The organism is Corynebacterium sp. UMB2355A, from assembly GCF_033877495.1.
Classification (GTDB): Bacteria; Actinomycetota; Actinomycetes; order Mycobacteriales; family Mycobacteriaceae; genus Corynebacterium; species Corynebacterium pseudogenitalium.
In genome coordinates this window covers 717,768-737,084 of sequence record NZ_CP138855.1, presented here as the reverse complement: position 1 = coordinate 737,084, position 19,317 = coordinate 717,768, and the positions used below count along the sequence as shown (strand labels likewise).

The 19,317-nt window shown below is 61.4% G+C and carries 22 protein-coding genes and 2 tRNA genes; 8 read left to right on the top strand and 16 right to left on the bottom strand.

The genetic code is table 11. The annotated features are described in order from the left end of the window. Window positions 1-124: 124 nt before the first annotated feature. The 14 genes from R0V12_RS03580 to R0V12_RS03515 all read right to left on the bottom strand — a co-directional run bounded on the left by R0V12_RS03580 (window position 125) and on the right by R0V12_RS03515 (window position 9,690). Window positions 125-197: transfer RNA gene (locus tag R0V12_RS03580), tRNA-His, on the bottom strand. A 43-nt stretch (window positions 198-240) separates the two neighbouring features. Beyond that, window positions 241-876: an oligoribonuclease gene (gene orn / locus R0V12_RS03575; protein ID WP_320072858.1), complete on the bottom strand. Its 636-nt coding sequence runs from the start codon at window positions 874-876 to the stop codon at window positions 241-243. Further along, the gene (cmrA, locus tag R0V12_RS03570) at window positions 877-1,683 is read right to left on the bottom strand and encodes a mycolate reductase (RefSeq protein WP_320072857.1); all 807 of its coding nucleotides are present in this window, start codon (window positions 1,681-1,683) and stop codon (window positions 877-879) included. Between the two features lie 5 nt (window positions 1,684-1,688). Next, window positions 1,689-2,018 (bottom strand): transcriptional regulator, encoded by a 330-nt coding sequence (locus R0V12_RS03565; protein WP_320072856.1) that lies wholly within the window; start codon window positions 2,016-2,018, stop codon window positions 1,689-1,691. Further along, window positions 2,011-2,439, bottom strand: coding sequence for a hypothetical protein (locus R0V12_RS03560; protein WP_320072855.1), 429 nt, complete (start codon window positions 2,437-2,439; stop codon window positions 2,011-2,013). The genes R0V12_RS03565 and R0V12_RS03560 overlap by 8 nt, the downstream gene beginning before the upstream one ends. A 26-nt stretch (window positions 2,440-2,465) precedes the next feature. Then, window positions 2,466-2,972: a type II toxin-antitoxin system death-on-curing family toxin gene (locus tag R0V12_RS03555; protein WP_320072854.1), complete on the bottom strand. Its 507-nt coding sequence runs from the start codon at window positions 2,970-2,972 to the stop codon at window positions 2,466-2,468. Window positions 2,973-2,981: 9 nt separating this feature from the next. Further along, window positions 2,982-3,554 carry a Panacea domain-containing protein gene (locus R0V12_RS03550; RefSeq protein ID WP_320072853.1) on the bottom strand — a complete coding sequence of 191 codons (573 nt, stop codon included), beginning with the start codon at window positions 3,552-3,554 and terminating at the stop codon, window positions 2,982-2,984. 243 nt (window positions 3,555-3,797) lie between these two features. Then, complete coding sequence (locus R0V12_RS03545) at window positions 3,798-3,923, bottom strand: hypothetical protein (RefSeq protein ID WP_255365827.1); 126 nt, start codon at window positions 3,921-3,923, stop codon at window positions 3,798-3,800. 86 nt (window positions 3,924-4,009) lie between these two features. Continuing rightward, a tRNA-Arg gene (locus tag R0V12_RS03540) sits at window positions 4,010-4,083 on the bottom strand. A gap of 51 nt (window positions 4,084-4,134) precedes the next feature. Continuing rightward, window positions 4,135-5,802, bottom strand: a complete 1,668-nt coding sequence (locus R0V12_RS03535) for a phospho-sugar mutase (protein WP_320072852.1) — start codon at window positions 5,800-5,802, stop codon at window positions 4,135-4,137. 2 nt (window positions 5,803-5,804) lie between these two features. Further along, window positions 5,805-6,455, bottom strand: a complete 651-nt coding sequence (deoC, locus tag R0V12_RS03530) for a deoxyribose-phosphate aldolase (protein ID WP_288857876.1) — start codon at window positions 6,453-6,455, stop codon at window positions 5,805-5,807. A gap of 36 nt (window positions 6,456-6,491) precedes the next feature. Beyond that, the gene (locus R0V12_RS03525) at window positions 6,492-7,850 is read right to left on the bottom strand and encodes an MFS transporter (protein ID WP_320072851.1); all 1,359 of its coding nucleotides are present in this window, start codon (window positions 7,848-7,850) and stop codon (window positions 6,492-6,494) included. 37 nt (window positions 7,851-7,887) lie between these two features. Continuing rightward, window positions 7,888-8,607, bottom strand: coding sequence for a purine-nucleoside phosphorylase (deoD, locus tag R0V12_RS03520; protein WP_320072850.1), 720 nt, complete (start codon window positions 8,605-8,607; stop codon window positions 7,888-7,890). A gap of 138 nt (window positions 8,608-8,745) precedes the next feature. Next, window positions 8,746-9,690: a sugar-binding transcriptional regulator gene (locus tag R0V12_RS03515; RefSeq protein WP_070478434.1), complete on the bottom strand. Its 945-nt coding sequence runs from the start codon at window positions 9,688-9,690 to the stop codon at window positions 8,746-8,748. A gap of 79 nt (window positions 9,691-9,769) precedes the next feature. Here R0V12_RS03515 and R0V12_RS03510 point away from each other — a divergent pair, with 79 nt between their 5' ends. The 7 genes from R0V12_RS03510 (at window position 9,770) to R0V12_RS03480 (ending at window position 16,843) form a co-directional block, all read left to right on the top strand. Further along, entirely contained in the window at window positions 9,770-9,946 is a 177-nt protein-coding gene (locus R0V12_RS03510; RefSeq protein ID WP_252931352.1) for a hypothetical protein, read from the top strand. A gap of 65 nt (window positions 9,947-10,011) precedes the next feature. Continuing rightward, window positions 10,012-10,332, top strand: coding sequence for a hypothetical protein (locus tag R0V12_RS03505; RefSeq protein ID WP_320072849.1), 321 nt, complete (start codon window positions 10,012-10,014; stop codon window positions 10,330-10,332). Between the two features lie 840 nt (window positions 10,333-11,172). After that, complete coding sequence (locus tag R0V12_RS03500; protein ID WP_320072848.1) at window positions 11,173-13,191, top strand: bifunctional copper resistance protein CopD/cytochrome c oxidase assembly protein; 2,019 nt, start codon at window positions 11,173-11,175, stop codon at window positions 13,189-13,191. A 134-nt stretch (window positions 13,192-13,325) separates the two neighbouring features. Beyond that, a complete protein-coding gene (locus tag R0V12_RS03495; RefSeq protein WP_320072847.1) occupies window positions 13,326-13,952 on the top strand; it encodes a single-stranded DNA-binding protein in 627 nt (208 codons plus the stop codon). A gap of 104 nt (window positions 13,953-14,056) precedes the next feature. Continuing rightward, window positions 14,057-15,727, top strand: coding sequence for an energy-dependent translational throttle protein EttA (gene ettA, locus R0V12_RS03490; protein WP_071573571.1), 1,671 nt, complete (start codon window positions 14,057-14,059; stop codon window positions 15,725-15,727). A 24-nt stretch (window positions 15,728-15,751) separates the two neighbouring features. Continuing rightward, window positions 15,752-16,204 (top strand): acyl-CoA thioesterase, encoded by a 453-nt coding sequence (locus R0V12_RS03485; RefSeq protein WP_071573570.1) that lies wholly within the window; start codon window positions 15,752-15,754, stop codon window positions 16,202-16,204. Further along, window positions 16,205-16,843 (top strand): DUF8185 domain-containing protein, encoded by a 639-nt coding sequence (locus tag R0V12_RS03480; RefSeq protein WP_256005403.1) that lies wholly within the window; start codon window positions 16,205-16,207, stop codon window positions 16,841-16,843. It begins immediately after the preceding gene. On the opposite strand, the gene R0V12_RS03475 is transcribed toward R0V12_RS03480, so the two are convergent. Both R0V12_RS03475 and R0V12_RS03470 read right to left on the bottom strand, forming a co-directional pair. Then, entirely contained in the window at window positions 16,832-17,254 is a 423-nt protein-coding gene (locus R0V12_RS03475; RefSeq protein ID WP_070478425.1) for a globin, read from the bottom strand. The genes R0V12_RS03480 and R0V12_RS03475 overlap by 12 nt on opposite strands. After that, on the bottom strand, window positions 17,238-18,266 hold the full coding sequence (locus tag R0V12_RS03470; RefSeq protein WP_070478424.1) for a mechanosensitive ion channel family protein: 1,029 nt from the start codon (window positions 18,264-18,266) through the stop codon (window positions 17,238-17,240). The genes R0V12_RS03475 and R0V12_RS03470 overlap by 17 nt, the downstream gene beginning before the upstream one ends. A gap of 336 nt (window positions 18,267-18,602) precedes the next feature. On the opposite strand from R0V12_RS03470, the gene R0V12_RS03465 reads away from it, so the two are divergent. Further along, entirely contained in the window at window positions 18,603-19,316 is a 714-nt protein-coding gene (locus R0V12_RS03465) for a GntR family transcriptional regulator (RefSeq protein ID WP_320072846.1), read from the top strand. The last annotated feature ends 1 nt before the right edge of the window (window position 19,317 follow it).

Below are 19,317 nucleotides of genomic sequence, written 5' to 3'. Positions count from 1 at the left end.
GCCTGTCCATGAAGAACGTTCCCCGCTCATCGAAAGCTCCGGGAACAATTCTTGGCTTAACGTACCTGCCGTCGAAAGCAATGTGCCCCGCAACCTGTTTATACAGGCCACGGGGCACTCTCGGGGTGGCTGACGGGGCTCGAACCCGCGACACCCAGGATCACAACCTGGTGCTCTACCAGCTGAACTACAGCCACCATCGCTGTTTTTCAACAGCGGGAACTACTTTACAATGAAAGCCTAGGATTGCAAAAACCGCTGGTAGTGGGCGTGTGCGGCGGCTGCGGCGTCGGCTGCTTGCTCGGAATCTGGGCCCGGGGCCGGTGTGAATACGGAACGGCGGTAGTAGTCGAGCTCCTGGATGGACTCCACGATGTCGGCGAGCGCGCGGTGTGCCAGCCCCTTCTCGGGCTGGTTGTAGTAAGCGCGCGGGAACCAGCGGCGTGAAAGCTCCTTGATGGTGGAGACGTCGATCATGCGGTAGTGCAGAGCGGCGTCGAGACGTGGCATCTGTTCCCGGATGAAGGAACGGTCTGTGGCGATGGAGTTGCCGGCGAGTGGCGCCGGGTGGTCCGGATCGCAGTGCTTCTCAATGAGCGCGAGGACCGCGTCCTCCGCCTCCTTGATGGACACGGAGGAGGAACGGATCTCGTCGAGAAGTCCGTTCTCAGTGTGCATGTTCAGGACGAAGTCGTCCATCTCCGCGAGCTCATCCTCAGTAGCGTGGACCACCAGGTCCAGGCCGTCGTCGAGAATCTCAAGCTGGGCATCGGTGACGAGCGCTGCGACCTCCACGATGACGTGGCGGGACGTATCCAGGCCCGTCATCTCCAGGTCGACCCACACGATGCGGTCGTTTTTTGCAGGGACATCCATTTACTCTTCTCCCATCTGTGCATAGAACCGCCCCATGATTGGGGCGAGGGCGCCGCGCGGAGCGTACGTCGATACGAAATCCATCACCTTGGAAAGCGGGCCGGGCACCACGCGGCGCTTGTTGCTGCGCATCGCGCTGATGGTGTCCTTTGCGCAGGACTCGTACGTGGTCCAGAGGAAGTCCGGCACGACCTTATCCACGATCGACTGCTCCTCCTCAGGAACTTCTGCCTCTCGCACCGGCCCCGGCGCGAGCAGGGTGCAGTGCACGCCGCTGTCCTTGAGCTCGTAGTGCAGCGCCTCCGTAAACGTATTGACGCCCGCCTTCGTAAACACATACGTGGCATTGTTCGGGATCGGCGTGTTGCCCGCTGCCGAACCAACGTTGCACAGCGCACCCTCGCCGCGCGGCACCATTTGGTCCAATACAGCCTTCGTGATGCGGAACACCGCCGTGGCGTTGAGGTTGAACTGGTCCGTCTCATAGGTCCAGTCCTGCTTCATAAACGGTCCGAAGGAGGCGATACCGGCGGAGTTCACGCAGATGGTGATCTTTTTCTGTCCGATGTAGTCCAGCAGCGCGGTCACGTCGCGCTCCTTCGACAGGTCCGCCGCGAAGACTTCGGCGTTGATGCCATGCGCTTGTGCCAGCTCCTTGGCAAGCTGCATCAGCACCGCTTCTCGACGCGCCACCAGCAGCACGTTATAGCCAGCAGCAGCAAGTTGGCGGGCAACCGCCTCACCGATGCCCTGCGAAGCGCCGGTAATTAGCGCGAAAGAATCAGTAGTTGGGGAGGGAAACGTCATGCACCTCAGGGTACCCGAACGCCCGACTCCGCAATCGAGCGCAACTCCTCCACACAATCCTGGTACGCGCGGGCTCCAGCCGCGGTCAGGGTGACCCAGTCCACGTTTTTGTCTGGGTTCGCCTTGCGGTCCGTAAACAGGGACACGTAGCCGGCTTCTTTGAGTGCGTCGATGGCTGTGAGGTAGGCGTCGCTATCTAGCTGGGTGAGGGTGCGCAGCCGCTTGGGGTGCATCTCCTTGTTCTCCGCGGCGCCGACGTCGCTGGTGGTGGCCTCGGCCGCAAAGAGCGCGGCACAGATACTCAAGCACGAGGGTTGCAACAAAATGTCAGGCATTGTTCCTCCAGCTTCTCACGTACGTAACGACGAAAACGACGGTCGCGAACGCACCGAGCAGACCGGAAAATACCTTGTTCTGGAGCGGCGCGACCTGCAAGAGCGATATGCAGAGGAAGTACACGCCGAAGGGAAGCAACGACATTTTGGGGTCCTCTTTGACCGGCTGTCGGATGCTGGAGCGCACTCCGTTTGACCTGCGGCGCTCGATAACAATGATGCACCCGATACAAGGCAAGAACAGGAGGAACGGCCAAAACTGGTCGAGAACAAAGATCAGCGGCAGGCTCACCCCGAAGCAGACCGCCGCGCACAAGATCCACCCCCAAGGAACGGCCGGCTTTTCCCGGGTGCGTTCCTCGGTTTCATGCGCTGCGGCCAGCAACTCGAGGGCCTGAGCGGAAGAAATAGAGACGGACATGGCGCCATGGTACATCGGGGGCGATGCTATTTTTGTCGGCAGCGTCGCGCTAGACCATCAATGTCGGCCCAGCGCTGAAATGCGCGGCTGGTGTGTGCGATGACCGAATCCAAATCCGCGGCATGTGTAACGATGTACTCCATCAGTCGGGCGCCTTCTTCGCCTGCGGCTAAATCAGGTCCCTTGCCCTCTGGCTCTCGGACATGAACCGAAAACAAGCGCAGATAAGTGAGCCCAACGATAAGTGCGGTGCGCTTGTTGCCATCGGCAAACGGATGGTTATTGGCTATATGGACGGTCAGCGCGGCTCCTCTATCAAACACCGAGGCGTACCGGGGCTGGCCGCTGAATAACTGGAACGGGGCGTAAACTGCACTTTCCAAAGAAGCCCGGTCCACAGTAAATCCAAGATAACTCTCCGGTTCTCCGTTCGCGTTTACACGATCCCCGCAGCCTTGATTCACTGCGCACGCCAACTCCACGAGCATTTGAGCTAAAAGCTGCTCTCTGGAAGCTTCACTGTGGTCAGACAATTGCGTTGATTACCGGTCCGCGAGGAGTGAAAGGGCGTTGTGCCATTCCGCTTCGACTTCATGTGCAGTGGCAAGCAGATGATCGAAGCTAGGAAGGTGATCCACGTCTGGCAGGGAAGGCGAGTCTGGGACAGAATGTCCTGACTGGAGCAACTCCGTGAACTCTTCGCGCATCGTGGTCATGCTCAAAGCGCTGCTACAATGCGTGCCCCCGACCGCGTTGCTGCGTGCTTCCTGCCAAGCTCGACCGTGGCTCATGTCTGACAACTCCGCGGATGTCAGCGAACCGTAGAAATTCACAACGCTTTCAATCGTTGCTCGGGCAAATGGCGAAAGTGCCGAAGAATTCCCACCAGGAACGTGTGGGACCTCCCAGCCACGCGCGACGTTTTCTGTACTGCGGCGGAGGTCATAGGGGACGGGTCCTTTTGCCCAAGCTTGCAGCTCTTCCTCGAATAGTGGCAGTCCGGTCCAAGCAAGGTGCCAGCCTTGGGAAAAGAAGCAGATTTTATAAAGCTTCATCTTGTCGACGCCGGGGATGAGTTCGGTCACATACTGGCCGGCGTCAAGAATATTGGACATAGTGATCACCAACTTTAGAGAGGCTTCAGGAACCCAACGGTACTCGAACCTAATGGACCGCTATCCTACCAGCACATACGAGTGTGCTACGAGTGAAGTTGTTTTGCTTGAGGGCTGTTCTTTACGGGGCTGCCTGGGCGGCTGGCGCGCCACGTGACAGGGGAGACGCCACAGTGCTCGGCACATTCCGGAACGCGCCATAGGCGCGGCCGGTCTACTCATCGATAATGATGGGCTGCACGGCTATGCCTTCTTTTTGTTCTTGTCGATGCCGTAACCGACGGCAAGGAAGGCGAGACCGAAAAGAGGGTTGGCGCCTGCAAGGGTGGTGATGATGCCGGTTCCGGCTCCAAGGAGTGTGAATCTCATTGTGGGTCCTTTCTTCAAACCCACCATACCAGCAAAAACACCCCCACCACCAGGCAAAACGTCAGGCAGCGGGGGTAAACGAAAAGCGCCCCCAGCAGGATTCGAACCCGCGACACACCGGGTAGAAGCCGGTTGCTCTAATCCACTGAGCTATGGAGGCTGAGCTGGGCGTCGATAAATCGGCTCCCAAGCCTTCGATAGTATAGCGCAGTTAGATTCCGCACAGCGCGCGGGTGGCGTCGCTGATGGTGGCCAGGCGGGCATCGGCGGCGGCCCAGTCAGGTGCCTCGCCTGTTTCGACTGGCAGGACCACCTCGAGGTAGCACTTCAGTTTCGGTTCGGTGCCGCTCGGGCGGATGACTACGCGGTCGTTGTCCGCGGTGCGGATCAGGATGCCGTTGGTGCCTGGGGTGGCGCCGTAGCCGTTGTTGAGGTCGACGTACTCGACAACCTCAGAACCGGCGAGCTCCGTCGGAGTGTGCGCGCGGAGGCGCTGCATGGCGTCGCTGATGAGGGAGAGGTCTTCGACGCGGAAGGTCAGCGGCTGAGTGCGGTACAGTCCGTACTTGCTGGCCAGGGCGTCGAACTGCTCGAGCACACTCATGTTGCGCGCCTTAAGCTGCGCCACGATCGAGCCGACGATCACCGCGGCGGACATGCCGTCCTTGTCTCGGGCGTGCGCTGGGTCGACGCAGTAGCCGATTGCTTCCTCGTAGCCGAACACGAGCTGCGGGGTGCGCCCGATCCACTTGAATCCGGTGAGCGTAGTCGCGTGTTCCAGCCCGTGAGCTGCCGCGATCTTGCCGAGCAGTCTGCCCGAAACAATCGAGCACGCCGTCGAGCCGCCTTGCGCACGCGACGCCACGTACTCGCCGATCAGCGCGCCGGTTTCGTCGCCGGAGAGCTTCACCCAACCGTTGCCTAGCGGGGTGCCCGCGCTCGGGGTGGTGCGCGCCGGGACTGCGACTGCGCAGCGGTCGGCGTCGGGGTCGAGGGCGATGATGGCGTCCGCGTTGACCTCGTTCGCCTTCTCGACTGCGAGATTGAGGGCACCGTCTTCTTCAGGGTTGGGGAAGGCGACGGTGGGGAAGTCAGGGTCAGGCTTCCACTGCTTCTCAACGCCCACTGCGTCCCCAAAGCCCGCAGCCTCCAGGGTGGTGCGTGCGAGTTCGCCACCGACGCCGTGCATTGGTGTGAGCACGATCGTGATCGGTGGGGTGTCGTCGAGGTCGCTAAGCGCGCTGGTGGCGGCGACGTAGTCCTCGCGGGTGTCCACCTGCTCGATGGTCGTGTCCAGTGGGAGCTCCGTCGCGCCGGGTGCGGCGGCGATGCAGGCGGCGATCTCGGCGTCGGCAGGCGAGATGATCTGGCAGCCGGCGGCGTTATCTGCGTCGACGACGCGCCCGCCGAGGTAGACCTTGTAGCCGTTGTCCCACTTCGGGTTGTGGGAGGCGGTGACCATGATGCCGGCGTCGGCGTTGAGCGTGCGCACGCTGAAGGAAGTCAGCGGGGTCGGCTGGGCCAGCGGCAACAGCATGGCGTGCCCACCCGCGCCGGCGACAACCTCAGCTGCGGCCTGCGCGAATTTGGCGGAGCCGTGGCGGGCGTCGCACCCGATGACCACACGAGGGGTGTCCACCTGCTGCTTGAGCCATTCCATGAGCCCGGCGGTGGCGCGCATGACCACGGCCTGGTTCATGCGGGACTCGCCGAAGCCAATCTCGCCGCGCAGCCCCGCGGTGCCGAACTGGAGCGGGCCAGCGAAGGCTTTTGCAAGCTCGGCCTCATCGTCGAGGACGGCGGTTAATGCCTCGCGGGTGGCGGGATCGGGATCTTGCGCGATCCACGCCTCGGCCTGTGCACGAAGATCAGTAGCCATTGTTAGTTCCACCCTTCCAGCACCGCAGCGGAGCTGGACAGGCCCAGGCGGGACGCGCCAGCCTCAATCATTTCCTTCGCGGTGGCGGCGTCGCGGATGCCACCGGAAGCCTTTACACCGAGCTTGTCGCCGACGGTCTCGCGCATCAGTTTCACCGCGTGCGCGGAGGCGCCACCAGCGGGGTGGAAGCCCGTCGAGGTCTTCACGAAGTCGGCACCGGCCTCCATGGAAGCCTTGCACGCTGCGACAATCTCGTCGTCGGTGAGGACGCCGGACTCGATGATGACCTTGAGCAGCTTGTCGCCGCAGGCCTTCTTTACTGCTGCGATGTCGTCGCGTACGACGTCCCACTTGCCTTCCTTGGCGGCACCCAGGTTGATGACCATGTCAACCTCGTCCGCGCCGTTTGCAACGCTGTGCGCGGCGTCAGCGGCCTTTGCCTCAGTTGGGACTGCGCCGGATGGGAAGCCACACACCACTGCGACCTTCAGGTCAGCTGGGGTCTCGATTGGCAGCATGGATGGGGAGACGCAGACGGAGAACGTGCCGAGGTGCGAAGCTTCGTCGATAAGCTTGGCGACGTCCTCGTGGGTGGCCTCCGGCTTGAGCAGCGTGTGGTCGATCATCTGGGCGACATTTTGGCGAGTAAGCATGTTGAAAAACTCCTTGAGTTGTAGAAAGTGTGCAGGTTAAGCCGGTTGCTTCATGCGCGCGGTGAGCGCTGCGTAGAGCGCGGTGCCGGCGACTGCGATGACTGCCAGGATGAGCATGACGGTGGGGTAGCTGCCCGAGTTTTGTGGCAGGAAGCCTGGCACCCCAAGGCCGAGATCCACCAGCTTCGCGCTGTACGCGATGCCGAGCGGGACGGCGACGTTGATTGTGAGGTTGTAGAAACCGATTGCGATACCCGACTTCGCAGCGGGGATGTTGCCGATAGCCGTTGCGACCAGTGGCGCGTACAGCAGGGCGAAACCGCAGGCGAAGAGCAGGGAGGAAAGCATGAAGACCCACGGGCTGGCTTCCATCCCGACTGCGAGGATCAGCAACGCGATGGTGATGGAGGCGAGTGCGGTGAAGATCGCGGGGCGCGTCGGCAAGAACTTGCCAATCTTGCCTGAGAGCGCGCCGACGATGACGGCGCCGGTGTAGCCCGGGATGAGCAGCAGGGAGGCGTCGTCAGCGCTGAGCCCGTGGACGGCCTTCGCCATTGCGGGGAAGAGCACCAGGTAGCCGAGCTGCACCGAGTAGACAATCGCGACGAGCACGATGGCGGTGACGTAGGCGCGGTTCTGGAAGAACTCCGGGTTGACCAGCGGGCGCTTGCCCTTCTTCACGTGCGCGATGAACGCGATGAGCGCGAGCGGAATGAGCCACAGGAACTGGAAGGCCTGCATGAACATGATGGCGCTCGTGGCCAGCACGGCGATGAGGAACAAGCCCAGCCAGTCGACGTGGCCCGACTCCAGCGAGGCCTCCTCCGGGACCGTCTTCATGATGACGGGGACGGCGAAGATCAGGATGAGCGGGATCAGGAACATCGCGGTCCACGAGATGTGAGTGGCGATGTAGCCCGAGGTCAGCGCGCCGAAGAGCGTCGCGCCCTGGAAAGCAGACGTGGAAAAGCCCAAGTAGGTCTTCTGATCCTTCTCGCTGAGGTGCTTGGTCACGTAGATGACGTAGAGCGTCTCCGCCGCGGCGAGGCCGGTGGTCTGCACCACGCGGCCGACCAGCACCAGCCCCCACACGTTCTGGCCGAGGTAGCCGATGACCGAGCCGACCAGCGTCAGCGTGATACCGACCATCAGCAGCTTGCGGATACTCACCACGTCAGCCAATGCCGCGTACACCACCGCGCCGATGCCGATGATCACGCCAGCAAGCGAGGCCTGCAAGCTGACCTCATTGAGGGAAAGGTTGAGCGCCTCACCCATCGAGTCGGTCATGAACTTGAAACCGTTATCGATGATCAGTGAGAACACGAAGGTAAACAGGATGATCGGCACGGCCCGCTTCGGGCTGAGCGCCTTTTGAACTGTTTGAGATGTCATGGTGAGTTCCTTCAAACGTGTGGGGACGGGTTGTGGTTTAGACGGCGGCCAGCGGAAGTGCCAGCTCCATTATCTGGGTAAACGCGTTCTGGCGCTCCTCAGCGGAGGCCTTCTCGCCGGAGCCGATGACGTCGGACACGGTGAAGATACCCATCGCGTCAACGCCTGCCTCGGCGGCGACGGCGTAGAGGCCGGCGGATTCCATCTCGACGCCGAGCACGCCCATCTTCGCCCAGCGGTCGTTGACGTCGTCCTTGAAGTTGTAGAAAACGTCGGAGGACAAGATGTTGCCCACATGGATGTCGACGCCCTGCTTCTGCGACTCCTTGTAGGTTGCCTCGAGCAGCTTCCAGGACGCGGTCGGGGCGTAGGTGCCCGGCAGGTCGTACTGCTCGATGAAGTGCGAGTCCGTGGATGCGGAGGAGGCGACGATGATGTCGAAGAGCTTCATGTCAGGCTGGAAGCATGCGCAGGAGCCGACGCGGATGAGCTTCTTTACGCCGAAGAAGTGAATGAGCTCGTAGGCGTAGAGGCTGATGGACGGAATGCCCATGCCGGAGCCCATCACGGAAACTTCGTGGCCTTGGTAGGTGCCGGTGTAGCCGAGCATGTTGCGCACGGCGTTGAACTGGACTGGGTTTTCCAGGTAGGTCTCTGCGATGAACTTCGCGCGCAGTGGGTCGCCCGGCATGAGGACGGTTTCAGCGATAGGTCCGGTTGGGACGATGTGCGGGGTGGAGACGGTCGGGGTGGACATGTGCAACTCCTTTTGCAGTATCTGATTGACCTTTCGGTGTCCACTCTAAGACCGCTAGGAACATATGGCAATATTGAAGTTTGCAAATGTTCTGATTGGGGGTGCAATCCACCCTAGATGGGGGAGAAGGGGCGTCAATTAGCGGGTCTTCGCGATCTCCAGCACCCGAACCGCCGTCGGCTGATCAATCACCAAATCACTGGCCAGCCCCATCCACAGCGCCGTCTCAATCGCCTCAGCTTTATACAAACCCCCAGCTACCAGCACTCGACGCGGCCTCGCCCGCAGCTCGTCAAGCTCAATGCCCACCGTCAGATCATCAATTCTTTTCGACGCCACATCCCCCTCCCGCGTGTAGAACCGCGAACAAGCATCCCCCACCGCAACCCCGAGCAGCTCCCGCGACATCTCCTCAGACAGGTACCCCAGGTTCATCAGCAAGCTCTGCTTTCGCACAGAACCCACCGTGAACACCGCCACGTCCGTCTCTCGCCCCTGCTGCAGTACGTCGGCGATGTGGGAATCCTGCTCCACGATCTCCTTGGTTTCCACTCGCTCAAAAATGACAGGCAGTGGGAGCGTTAACGCGGGCGCGTTGAACGCGGTGCAGAAACCGGTGATCGTCTCAAAGTCATTCGTGGCCAGGTTGGAACGCGACGACCCACCTTTCAACTGCACAATCTGGCGCGCCCGCATGTTCGTCGGTCGTAGATTCCGCGCAATGTTGAGCAGCGTTTTTCCCCAGGACACCCCCACCGAAAGGCCATCCAACGGCATCGACTCCAGGTAGCGTGCGCCAGCCACCCCAAGATCCTCCATGATCGCTGCAGATGGGTTCGCCGGGTGAACAATCCGCACACCCTCCAGCGCGTACCGGGAGGTGAGATCCTCGATCAGGATCTCGTCCGCCTCCTGCGGGTCGTGTACTTCGATGGTGACGTAGCCACGGTCCTTCGCGTGCTGCAGAAGCTTCGCCACCGTAGGACGGGAGCAGCCCATCTCCGCAGCAACCTCCGCCTGACTCAGCTCCGAGCGGTAATACAACTTGGCAGCCGTCAACGCATCCCGATCACGTGTGTCCATGCACTACAGCGTAGCGCCTGGGGGTTTGCCCTTAACTGTGTGGCAGTATCTTGGCTATGCCCCAAGCGAAAGGAAAACCATGAGCAACGACGAAGTAACGATGCCACGCAAAGAATACGAGGCGCTGAAACGAGAAAATGCTCGACTGCGCAAAGAGGTAAAGCTTTGGAAGGACACCAGCGATGTCCTGGGAAAAGCTATGGGGTCTCTGCCAAGGAAGAATGGCGAGACCTCCGACGCGGCGGAAGAATCCTAAGTCCCGAGGAAACGAAGCGGTACGAGGAGGGCGTACGTCAAGAAAATGAGTTCCTGGATCTGCTCATGAGCGTCGGCCACTCCATGCGCCGTGCGTGTGAAATTTTGAGGATCTCGCGCTCGAGGCGCTACTACCAGGCCAACCCGAGGCCCAAGAAAGAAAACCCGATCCCTCACCGCGAACGAAACATCCCACGTATTCCGGATTCAGATGTACAACAGATCCTCGATCTTTTCGACGCCCACCCCGACCTGAGCGCGGACGCCATCTATCAGAAGGCGCAAGACAGCGGGTTGCAGCTCGCGAGCTTGCGGACTTTCTACCGCATCGCCCGTGCACACGGGAAGCTACAGCGTCAGCGCCGCGCTGCTGAATCAGACTCGTAAATCCACCGTGGCGTTTTTCGCGACGGACCCTCTGCGTTGGGTGTCCGCGCGGCGGACACTTATTGGTGGTGGGTTTTCTGGAGCTGCTGGTGAGAGGGCTGCCGCGGACAGAGTGCGGTCAGGGTGTCCGCGGGGCGGACAGTTCTTTGGCGATCCGGTCTCACCGGTTGAGTGTCCGCGGGGCGGACAGGGCAAGTGGTTGGTTCTGCCCAATCCGCGAGGTGGGAGAGGTGCCGCGGACATGGTGTGGCATGCCAGTTGTCCGCGGGGCGGACAGGTTTTCTGGGTTGGGGCATCCCCGGGTGAGTGTCCGTGCGGCGGACAGATTAAGTGGTTGGTTTTCTCAAACGGCTGATGAACGTGCTGCCGCGGACAGAGTGCGGTCAGGGTGTCCGCGGGGCGGACAGTTCTTTGGCGATCCGGTCTCACCGGTTGAGTGTCCGCGGGGCGGTCAGGGCAAGTGGTTGGTTCTGCCCAATCCGCGAGGTGGGAGAAGTGCCGTGGACATGGTGTGGCATGCCGGTTGTCCGCGGGGCGGACAGGTTTTCTGGGTTGGGGCATCCCCGGGTGAGTGTCCGTGCGGCGGACAGATTAAGTGGTTGGTTTTCTCAAACGGCTGGTGAACGTGTTGCCGTGGACATGGTGTTGCATGCAGGTTGTCCGCGGGGCGGAATCGGCGAACGGTGGATGGCAGCGTTCTTTTAAGTGAACTGTCCCCGACAGGTCCGAGTCCTGGTGGGGCTGAGCAAGAAGCTATTGCTCACACTAGTGACGTGGAGGCGGAGAAGTGGGCGTCGAAAAACTTGGGAACAGGCAGATTTCGAACGTAGGGTAGTGAGCATGTCAAATGCGCAGGTTGCCTCAAAGTCGGCGGTGAAAGCGGCGTTTCCGCTGTATCTTGCGGCGGGGCTCGTCGCGGCGCTCATCGCCGGGGTGATTTCGGAGATGTTCGCGGGCGCCTCGCTCGCGGCGTTGGGTATCCCGGATCCGGGGGCGTTGACGACGTTCGGCCTGCCGGCGCTGCGGGGCGCAGCGTGGGTACTGGCCGCGCTGGCTGCCGGGTCCTTCCTCTTCTCTGCGTGGTTGCTGCCGCCGAAGCAGACGGGACAGGATCTCAACGGCGCGCGCCTGACCGTCGACGGGGTGATTGCGTCGCGGACTGGCGCGGCGTCGTCGGCGGGGTTGGCGCTGATCGGAGTGGTGATGGTGCCGCTGGTGCTTTCCGACGTCTCAGGCCAGCCGCTGAGCACCGTGATGTTTGAGGTCGACGCCTGGACCTTGGCGCTGGACAAGGTTGCTGACGCCCGCGTCTGGCTGATTGTCGCGGCAATCGCGGCGTGTGTGGCCGTGGCGGGGTACCGGGTGTCGTGCTGGTGGTCGCAAGTGGCTTTGTTCATCGGCTCGTTGTTGGCGATTATGCCGCTGGCGCTGACTGGTCACTCCGCGACCGGTGGCGATCACGACTTCGGCACGAACTCCTTCATCTGGCACCTGGTATTCCTGCTGGTGTGGGTTGGCGCTCTGATGGCGCTGGTGGCGCACGGTTTCAGGTTGGGGCCGAACTTGGCCCCGGCGGTGCGTCGATACTCGCGCATCGCGTTGTTCGCCTTCGTGGCGATGGCGGTGTCGGGCGTGATTAACGGTGCGATCCGCGTGCACCTGGACGACATCACCCGCTACGCCTACGGCTGGGTGCTGGTGGGCAAGCTGGTTGGCATACTGCTGCTTGGTTTGATGGGGTACGCGCACCGCGAGCGGACGATTCCGGCGCTTGAGGCGGAGGGGCCGTCGCAACGCAGGGCTTTCGTACGGCTCGGCGCGGTGGAAGTGCTGGTGATGGCCGCCGTGACTGGCCTCGCGGTGACGCTCGGACGCACTCCGCCGCCACCGCCACGAGACCCGAACCTCACCCCGATGCAGATCCAGATGGGCTACAATCTTGAGGACCCACTGACCTGGTCGAACTGGGTCGGACTGTGGCGTTTCGAGCTGCTCTACAGCGTGATCGCGATCCTGCTGGCCGTCTACTACCTGCACCTGACGCGCAGGGTGAGTGGGTGGTCGAAGGGGCGCACGGCGTGGTGGCTGCTGGGGTGCGCGACCGTCGTAGTCACGATGTGCTCCGGCATTGGGCTGCACATGCCGGCGTCCTACTCGGCGCACATGACGGTCCACATGATTCTGTCGATGGGTGTGCCGGTGTTCCTCGTGCTGGGCGCGCCGCTGTCGCTCATTATCGACGCCTACCCGTCCGGCGAGTTCAACCCCCGGATGTGGGCGGAGTCCTTCCAGCGCAGTAAGTTCCTGCGCATCGTGACGTACCCGCCGGTGTCCGCGGTGCAGTTCCTGGTGTTCTTCTACGTCATGTACGTGTTCACTGATCTCTACGAACTGATGATTTCGGAGCACGCGGGCCACGTCATCATGAATGCGGTGTTCCTGGTGTCGGGTTACTTCTACTTCTGGGAGCTCATCGGCCCGGACTACATCGAGGGCCGCGTCACCGCGAAGACGCGCCTGCTGTGGCTGTGGATCTCCATGCCGGTGCACCTCTTCATGGGCGTGTACCTCATGCAGCTCAACACTGTGATGGGTGAGGAGTTCTACCGCTCGCTGCTGCTGCCGTGGGAGCCAGATCTGCTTGCGGATCAAAAGGTCGGAGGCGGTATCGCGTGGGCGTCGGGCTCGTTCCCGTTGGTCATCGTGTTCGGTGTGCTGTTCATCCTGTGGTGGCGCGAGGACCGCGCAGAAACCGCAGAGGTTGACCGCATCGCGGACGAGACTGACGACGCCGAGTGGCGCGCCTACAACGAAATGCTCGCACAGTACACGTCGGATACCCCGCAGCACAAGGGCTAATCGACGATTCCCTGGGATCTGTGGAATTCCAAAAATCAATCCACAGGCTGCAAGGCCGCATCCTTTCTTTTCTGTTTCTGCACTGGAAAGCTCCGAGTTGTACCAGTTCAGCAACCAATTGAAAGGACACAACAATGAGCCAGATGAACGTCACCGTATGCGGAAACCTGACGGCAGCACCGTACTTTAAGTGGTTCCCGGCGTCGGGAAACTCGGTGTGCAAGATGCGCATCGCATCCTCCCGCAGACGGCGCACAGGTGAACAAGACAACCAAGGCCGCGACATTTGGGAGGACACGGACCAGCTCTACATCGACGTTGAGTGCTGGAACCAGCTCGCCATCAACGCGCGCACCTCACTGTTCCGCGGAGCGCCGGTGATGGTTTCCGGCAGGTTAGTCACGGAGACCTGGGTGGAAACTAACGACGCCGGTGAGAAGCTCAACCGTTATCGCACCGTGCTTAAGGCCGACAAGGTCGCGTTCGAGCTCGGCATGCACCAAATTTCTTCCTGGAAGATCACCGAGAACGGCCACACACTCGAAGGTCAGCCTGCGGTAAAGATCAAGACGGCGGTGGACTTCATGACGGAGGAGGAGCGCGAGTTCTACTTCGAGCAAATGAAGATGCAGGCGACGGCGTCGTCGGCGGACTCGGCGGCGGCTACGGAACCACAACCGCAGTCGCCTGAGCTTGAGCCCGTTGCGGTAGGTGCGGCCGCTAGCAGCACTGAAAGTGACGACGGTCCCGCACCCTTCTAGCACTCCGACGGTGCCGCCGCTTGGCGCTGGAAAGCGCACGTTCACCTTTCGCTGATGTACCCTGTGAAACGATGTATGTCCGCTTCAGTTAAAGGGGTTTTTACGTGGCTGAGTTCATCTACACGATGAAAAACGTTCGCAGGGCCATCGGTGACAAGGTCATTTTGGACAATGTCACCATGGCCTTTTATCCCGGCGCCAAGATTGGTGTCGTTGGGCCAAACGGCGCAGGTAAGTCCTCGCTACTCAAGATCATGGCGGGGATTGACCAGCCAAACAACGGCGAAGCATTCCTGGATCCCGGCGCAACGGTCGGCATCCTCCTGCAGGAGCCACCGCTGAACGAGGAGAAGACCGTTCGAGAGAACGTCGAAGAGGGCCTCGGCGACATCTTCGAGAAGAAGCAGCGCTTCGAAGAAATCGCTGAAGAGATGGCGACGAACTACACCGACGAGCTCATGGAAGAAATGGGCAAACTCCAGGAGGAGCTCGACGCCGCTGACGCCTGGGAGGTCGATTCCAAGATTGAGCAGGCGATGGAAGCACTGCGCTGCCCGCCGTCCGATAGCCCGGTGACCAAGCTTTCCGGTGGTGAGCGCCGCCGCGTCGCGCTGGCGAAGCTGCTGCTGTCCGAACCGGACCTGCTGCTGCTCGACGAGCCAACGAACCACCTGGACGCCGAGTCCGTCCTGTGGCTGGAGAAGCACCTGCAGTCCTACCCGGGCGCAGTTCTGGCGATTACCCACGACCGCTACTTCCTGGACAACGTGGCCGAGTGGATCTGTGAGGTCGACCGCGGCAAGCTCTACCCATACGAGGGCAACTACTCCACCTACCTGGAGAAGAAGGCCGAGCGCCTCGAGGTTGCTGGCAAGAAGGACCAGAAACTGCAGAAGCGTCTGAAGAACGAGCTCGAGTGGGTACGATCCTCGCCGAAGGCGCGCCAGGCGAAGAACAAAGCGCGTCTGGAACGCTACGAGGAAATGGCTGCCGAGGCAGAGCAGTACAAGAAGCTGGACTTCGAAGAAATCCAGATCCCGACGCCTCCACGCCTGGGCAACAAGGTCGTCGAGGTCGAGCACCTGGACAAGGGCTTCGACGGCCGCGTCCTGATCAAGGACCTGTCCTTCACGCTGCCGCGCAACGGCATCGTGGGCGTGATCGGCCCGAACGGTGTGGGTAAGTCCACCCTGTTCAAGACCATCGTTGGGCTGGAAGAGCCAGACGCAGGCACCGTCGTGGTCGGTGAGACCGTGAAGCTGTCCTACGTCGACCAGAACCGCGAAAACATCGACCCGGAAAAGACGGTGTGGGAAGTAGTCTCGGACGGCCTCGACTACATCGTGGTCGGCCAGAACGAAATGCCGTCGCGGGCCTACCTCTCGGCGTTCGGTTTCAAGGGCGCTGACCAGCAGAAGCCGTCCAAGGTGCTCTCCGGTGGTGAGCGTAACCGCCTGAACCTGGCGCTGACGCTGAAGCAGGGCGGCAACCTGATCCTGCTCGACGAGCCGACCAACGACTTGGACGTCGAAACCCTTGGCTCGCTTGAGAATGCGCTGCAAAAGTTCCCAGGTTGCGCTGTCGTGATTTCGCACGACCGCTGGTTCCTGGACCGCACCTGTACCCACATCCTCGCCTGGGAAGGCAACGTTGAGGAAGGCAAGTGGTACTGGTTCGAGGGCAACTTCGGCGACTACGAGAAGAACAAGGTTGAGCGCCTCGGTGAGGAAGCGGCGAAGCCGTCGCGCGTCACCCACCGCAAGCTCAGCCGCTAACAGCGGAAAAGGTAGGAAATGGCTATGTCGGAACAGAATATGCGCGGCAGGATTCACACGCACTCCATCTCGCTGAGGTGGAACGATTTTGACCGGTACGGCCATGTGACAAACTCGGCTTACATCGAGATCGCGCAGCAGGCGCGACTCGCGTTTGCCCAGGAGTTCTTCGAGTCTCAGGGGTACGAGTTTGTGGTGTTCGTTCGGCGCATCGAAGCGGACTACGTTCGCCCAGTGCTGCCGAACACGCAGGCAGTGACCGTTGATACGCAGGTGATCCACCTCGGCAACACGTCCTTTACGACGCGTCAGGAGATCAAGGACGCACAAGGCAGCGTCTGTTGCGTGATTGATTGCGTACAGGTCACCGTGGATAAACGGACGGCGAGCCCGCGAGCAATCACCTCGCAGGAGCTCGGCATCCTTGCCCGCGCCTACACAACGCTCGACGGTGACGACGAGCTGGGGCAGGCATAGGTGGCTACCACCGAAACGCTTGTTGTTGAGCAGGGGGAGCGCGGACTGCGCGCCCTGCTGCAGCGCGCCCTCGCACTCCAGGATGACGCCTACGCGCGGTTCCAGCGAGTCGGGGAACACGACGTCGATGTCTTTGTCACCACCCCGTTCGACTGCGTCGCCTCGCGCCGGGTCCGCGGAACTATCTCCCGCGACGGTGCGGTGGTGCCTGCGCGCCGGGTTCTCGAGGCACTCGAAACTGCGACGGGAACACTTGGCGCGGCGCAGGATCAGAACTGGCCTGGGGCACTGCCACCGGCGCAAGGGTTCGTGCTGCGCGAAGAGGTGCCTATTTCTACAGCGCGTCAGCTCGCCGACGAAGGCCGAAACCTTGCGCGCCAGTTCGCGGGCCCGCTCGGCCCGCCGGTTTCACTTCTCGACGCCGTGGTCATCACCGTCGACGCGGACGACCGCGGCCCGAAACTTGAAATACCCATGCGTGCGGTGTTTACCTGCACCTCGCTTGGGCTCATTCCGGGGTTCGAAGCCCCGGTCGAAGTGCCTCGCTACCTGCGGGTTTCGAGCGCAGGCAGGTGGGTGCGTATCGACGCCCCCTTCGGCACCGTCTACCACAGCAAGTCGCTGAGCCTATTCGTATGACCGCGGGCCCTGGTTGATCATCATGTACGCGACTCGCTGCATGTGATTCCACATGGCGGCGCGGTAGGGCTGGGGCAGGGTGGCGTCGTCAAACTCGGCCATTGCCTTGCCCATCAGCTCGAGCCAGCGGTCCGCCTCAGCCTCCCCGATTGCAAACGGGAAGTGGCGGCGGCGCAGCATTGGGTTGCCACGGCGCTCCTGGTAGGTGCGTGGCCCGCCCCAGTATTGGGTGAGGAACCAACGCAAGCGGGATTCGGCGCCTTCCCAGTCCTCGTCGGGGTACATGGGGCCGATGAGGTCATCTTCTTTGACCTGGGCGTAGAAGCGGTGCACGAGCGTGTGGAAGAACTCCTCGCCGCCGACGGCTTCGTAGAGCGTTTGCTGTGCCTCGTTGCTATTGCTGATCTGCATCGTTGTTCTCGCCTCCAGGGGTGCGGTCCAGGTGTCGGATGTAGGTCGGCTCCGTGCCAGGCAGCGGCACGCCGTGCGTGTGAAGCGCCTCGAGGATGACCGCGGTCATGAAACGGGAGACGCCCCACTGCTCGCCAGGCAGCGTATTGACCATCACGCGCAGGGTTGCGCACTCCGGGTCGAACTTGGAAATGCCCAGCATGGTGGCCTCACCGACGAGTTTGTCCTTGATCTCGGGGCGCGTCACTGCGTCCTGCATTGCGGCCTCGACAACGCTGGCTGCCTGCTCCGGATCAGCCTGGATGGAAACAGGGATCTCGAGGCGGGCAACGGAGAAGACGTCGCTCTGGTTGCCAAGCAGGTCGATGTTACCGTTTCGGACGTACCAGAGGGTGCCGTCAATATCGCGGACGGTGGTGATGCGCATCGTGACGTGCTCTACAGTGCCCTCAATGTCGTTGACCGCGATGACGTCACCGACACCGTACTGGTTTTCCAGCAACATGAAGATGCCGCTGAGGAAGTCTTTCACAAGGGACTGCGCGCCGAAGCCGAGGGCGACGCCGACGACGCCCGCAGAGGCCACGAGCGGGGCGACGTTGACCCCGAGTTGGTCGAGCACCGCGAGGACCGCCCACACCCAAATCACAATTGCTGCCGCGGAGCGTCCTACGTTCGCCAGCGTGAGGATGCGCTGCTGGCGGCGCTGCTCCCGCGAGCGCGAATGCGCAGTGTCGGGTTTCACGGCGCCAGCGCGGCGGCGGAAGGGGAGAGCCGCGCTGGAGGAGTTGATGGCGTTGTTCGCGGCCTTCGTAATGATTCTGCGCACCACGATGTGCAACACAAGGGCAATGGCCAGGATGACCAGGATCCACAGGGGGCGGGTCACAAAGATGTCTCGCGTGGCGGGGTCATTCCACCACGAGGTGACGGAGTCGACGGCTTCGTCGACATCTGGAACGCTCACGGATTTGGCTAAGACTGATGGAGAAAACTGCGTAAGAGAAAACATTGTGCTCTAGTTTACGCGCTACGTCTCGAGCAGCCGTCGAGCACCCGGGTTACCGCAAATGGGGGTATTGGCCGTGGCTTGGGCGATGTTGTAATTGGCGTTGGAGATTCCTGAATTTGGCACGTCGATAGGGTTCAACTGAAAGTATGACTTTGCAATTTATGGACGTGTCAAGTGTCGCGCACTTTGTTCAAATTTATTGTTAGGTACTTTTATGGTCCAATGAACTATATTAGAAACAACTGAGATTTTGGTGTTGTACCTTTTGGCGTCACACCTGGAGTTATGGGCGGGCGGCAGTGAACCTAAACGCAGCCGCAAAAATAGGAGGAATTTATGGCGAAAAAGCCAGCGTATGTAGCGATTGCTGATGCTCTGCGGAGCCAGATCGAATCGCGCGAGCTCGAACCCGGCGACAAGCTACCGCCAGAACGCGAACTTGTAGACATGTACGGGGTGGCACGCATGACCGTGCGCCATGCACTGGACCTATTGCAGCTCGAAGGAATTATTGAGCGTAAGCGTGGCCGCACCGGTGGCACATTCGTTCGCGCGCTGCCTCCGATCATCGACTTGACGGGCAAGGTATCGCTGACGGAGCAGCTTATCGCGTATGGTCTGGACGTCTCTTCCGAACTGATTTCGGAGACCGCTGCGCCCGCACCGCAGATCGTCGTCTCTGCATTCGGCGTAGACTCCCGCGATAAGTTGCTCACCAGCGAGCTCGTTCACTTTGCCAACGGTAACCCGGTGTTCGCTGAAACCACGTACGTTCGCCCCGGTTATGAGTCCAAGTACAGCCGTAGCTCCGTCGACTACGCATGTGGCCAGCGTACCGACCTGGGTGGCGTGACTCCTCACCTGCGCCGCGAGGACATCCTGTTCCCGGCCAACCCGACCGATAAGGAGCGCGAGAGCCTCTCCTTGGCGGCGAACACCCCGGTGCACCGCATCACGCGCAAGCTCTTTGAGGGTGACACGCTGGTCATGTTCGCCTCTATCGTGGCTCGCACGGATGCGGCGCAGATCCGCATCGTCGAGGAGCTCTAGC

Excerpts from the sequence above, each read along its gene's own strand:
- R0V12_RS03475 (WP_070478425.1), bottom strand. The coding sequence starts at position 17,254 with ATGCAGATCAGCAATAGCAACGAGGCACAGCAAACGCTCTACGAAGCC.
- deoC (WP_288857876.1), bottom strand. The coding sequence starts at position 6,455 with ATGCTTACTCGCCAAAATGTCGCCCAGATGATCGACCACACGCTGCTC.
- R0V12_RS03485 (WP_071573570.1), top strand. The coding sequence starts at position 15,752 with ATGTCGGAACAGAATATGCGCGGCAGGATTCACACGCACTCCATCTCG.
- cmrA (WP_320072857.1), bottom strand. The coding sequence starts at position 1,683 with ATGACGTTTCCCTCCCCAACTACTGATTCTTTCGCGCTAATTACCGGC.
- R0V12_RS03470 (WP_070478424.1), bottom strand. The coding sequence starts at position 18,266 with ATGTTTTCTCTTACGCAGTTTTCTCCATCAGTCTTAGCCAAATCCGTG.
- R0V12_RS03565 (WP_320072856.1), bottom strand. The coding sequence starts at position 2,018 with ATGCCTGACATTTTGTTGCAACCCTCGTGCTTGAGTATCTGTGCCGCG.
- R0V12_RS03515 (WP_070478434.1), bottom strand. The coding sequence starts at position 9,690 with ATGGACACACGTGATCGGGATGCGTTGACGGCTGCCAAGTTGTATTAC.
- deoD (WP_320072850.1), bottom strand. The coding sequence starts at position 8,607 with ATGTCCACCCCGACCGTCTCCACCCCGCACATCGTCCCAACCGGACCT.
- orn (WP_320072858.1), bottom strand. The coding sequence starts at position 876 with ATGGATGTCCCTGCAAAAAACGACCGCATCGTGTGGGTCGACCTGGAG.
- R0V12_RS03550 (WP_320072853.1), bottom strand. The coding sequence starts at position 3,554 with ATGTCCAATATTCTTGACGCCGGCCAGTATGTGACCGAACTCATCCCC.
- R0V12_RS03510 (WP_252931352.1), top strand. The coding sequence starts at position 9,770 with ATGAGCAACGACGAAGTAACGATGCCACGCAAAGAATACGAGGCGCTG.
- R0V12_RS03560 (WP_320072855.1), bottom strand. The coding sequence starts at position 2,439 with ATGTCCGTCTCTATTTCTTCCGCTCAGGCCCTCGAGTTGCTGGCCGCA.
- R0V12_RS03535 (WP_320072852.1), bottom strand. The coding sequence starts at position 5,802 with ATGGCTACTGATCTTCGTGCACAGGCCGAGGCGTGGATCGCGCAAGAT.
- R0V12_RS03500 (WP_320072848.1), top strand. The coding sequence starts at position 11,173 with ATGTCAAATGCGCAGGTTGCCTCAAAGTCGGCGGTGAAAGCGGCGTTT.
- R0V12_RS03525 (WP_320072851.1), bottom strand. The coding sequence starts at position 7,850 with ATGACATCTCAAACAGTTCAAAAGGCGCTCAGCCCGAAGCGGGCCGTG.
- R0V12_RS03505 (WP_320072849.1), top strand. The coding sequence starts at position 10,012 with ATGAGCGTCGGCCACTCCATGCGCCGTGCGTGTGAAATTTTGAGGATC.
- R0V12_RS03465 (WP_320072846.1), top strand. The coding sequence starts at position 18,603 with ATGGCGAAAAAGCCAGCGTATGTAGCGATTGCTGATGCTCTGCGGAGC.
- R0V12_RS03545 (WP_255365827.1), bottom strand. The coding sequence starts at position 3,923 with ATGAGATTCACACTCCTTGGAGCCGGAACCGGCATCATCACCACCCTT.
- R0V12_RS03495 (WP_320072847.1), top strand. The coding sequence starts at position 13,326 with ATGAGCCAGATGAACGTCACCGTATGCGGAAACCTGACGGCAGCACCG.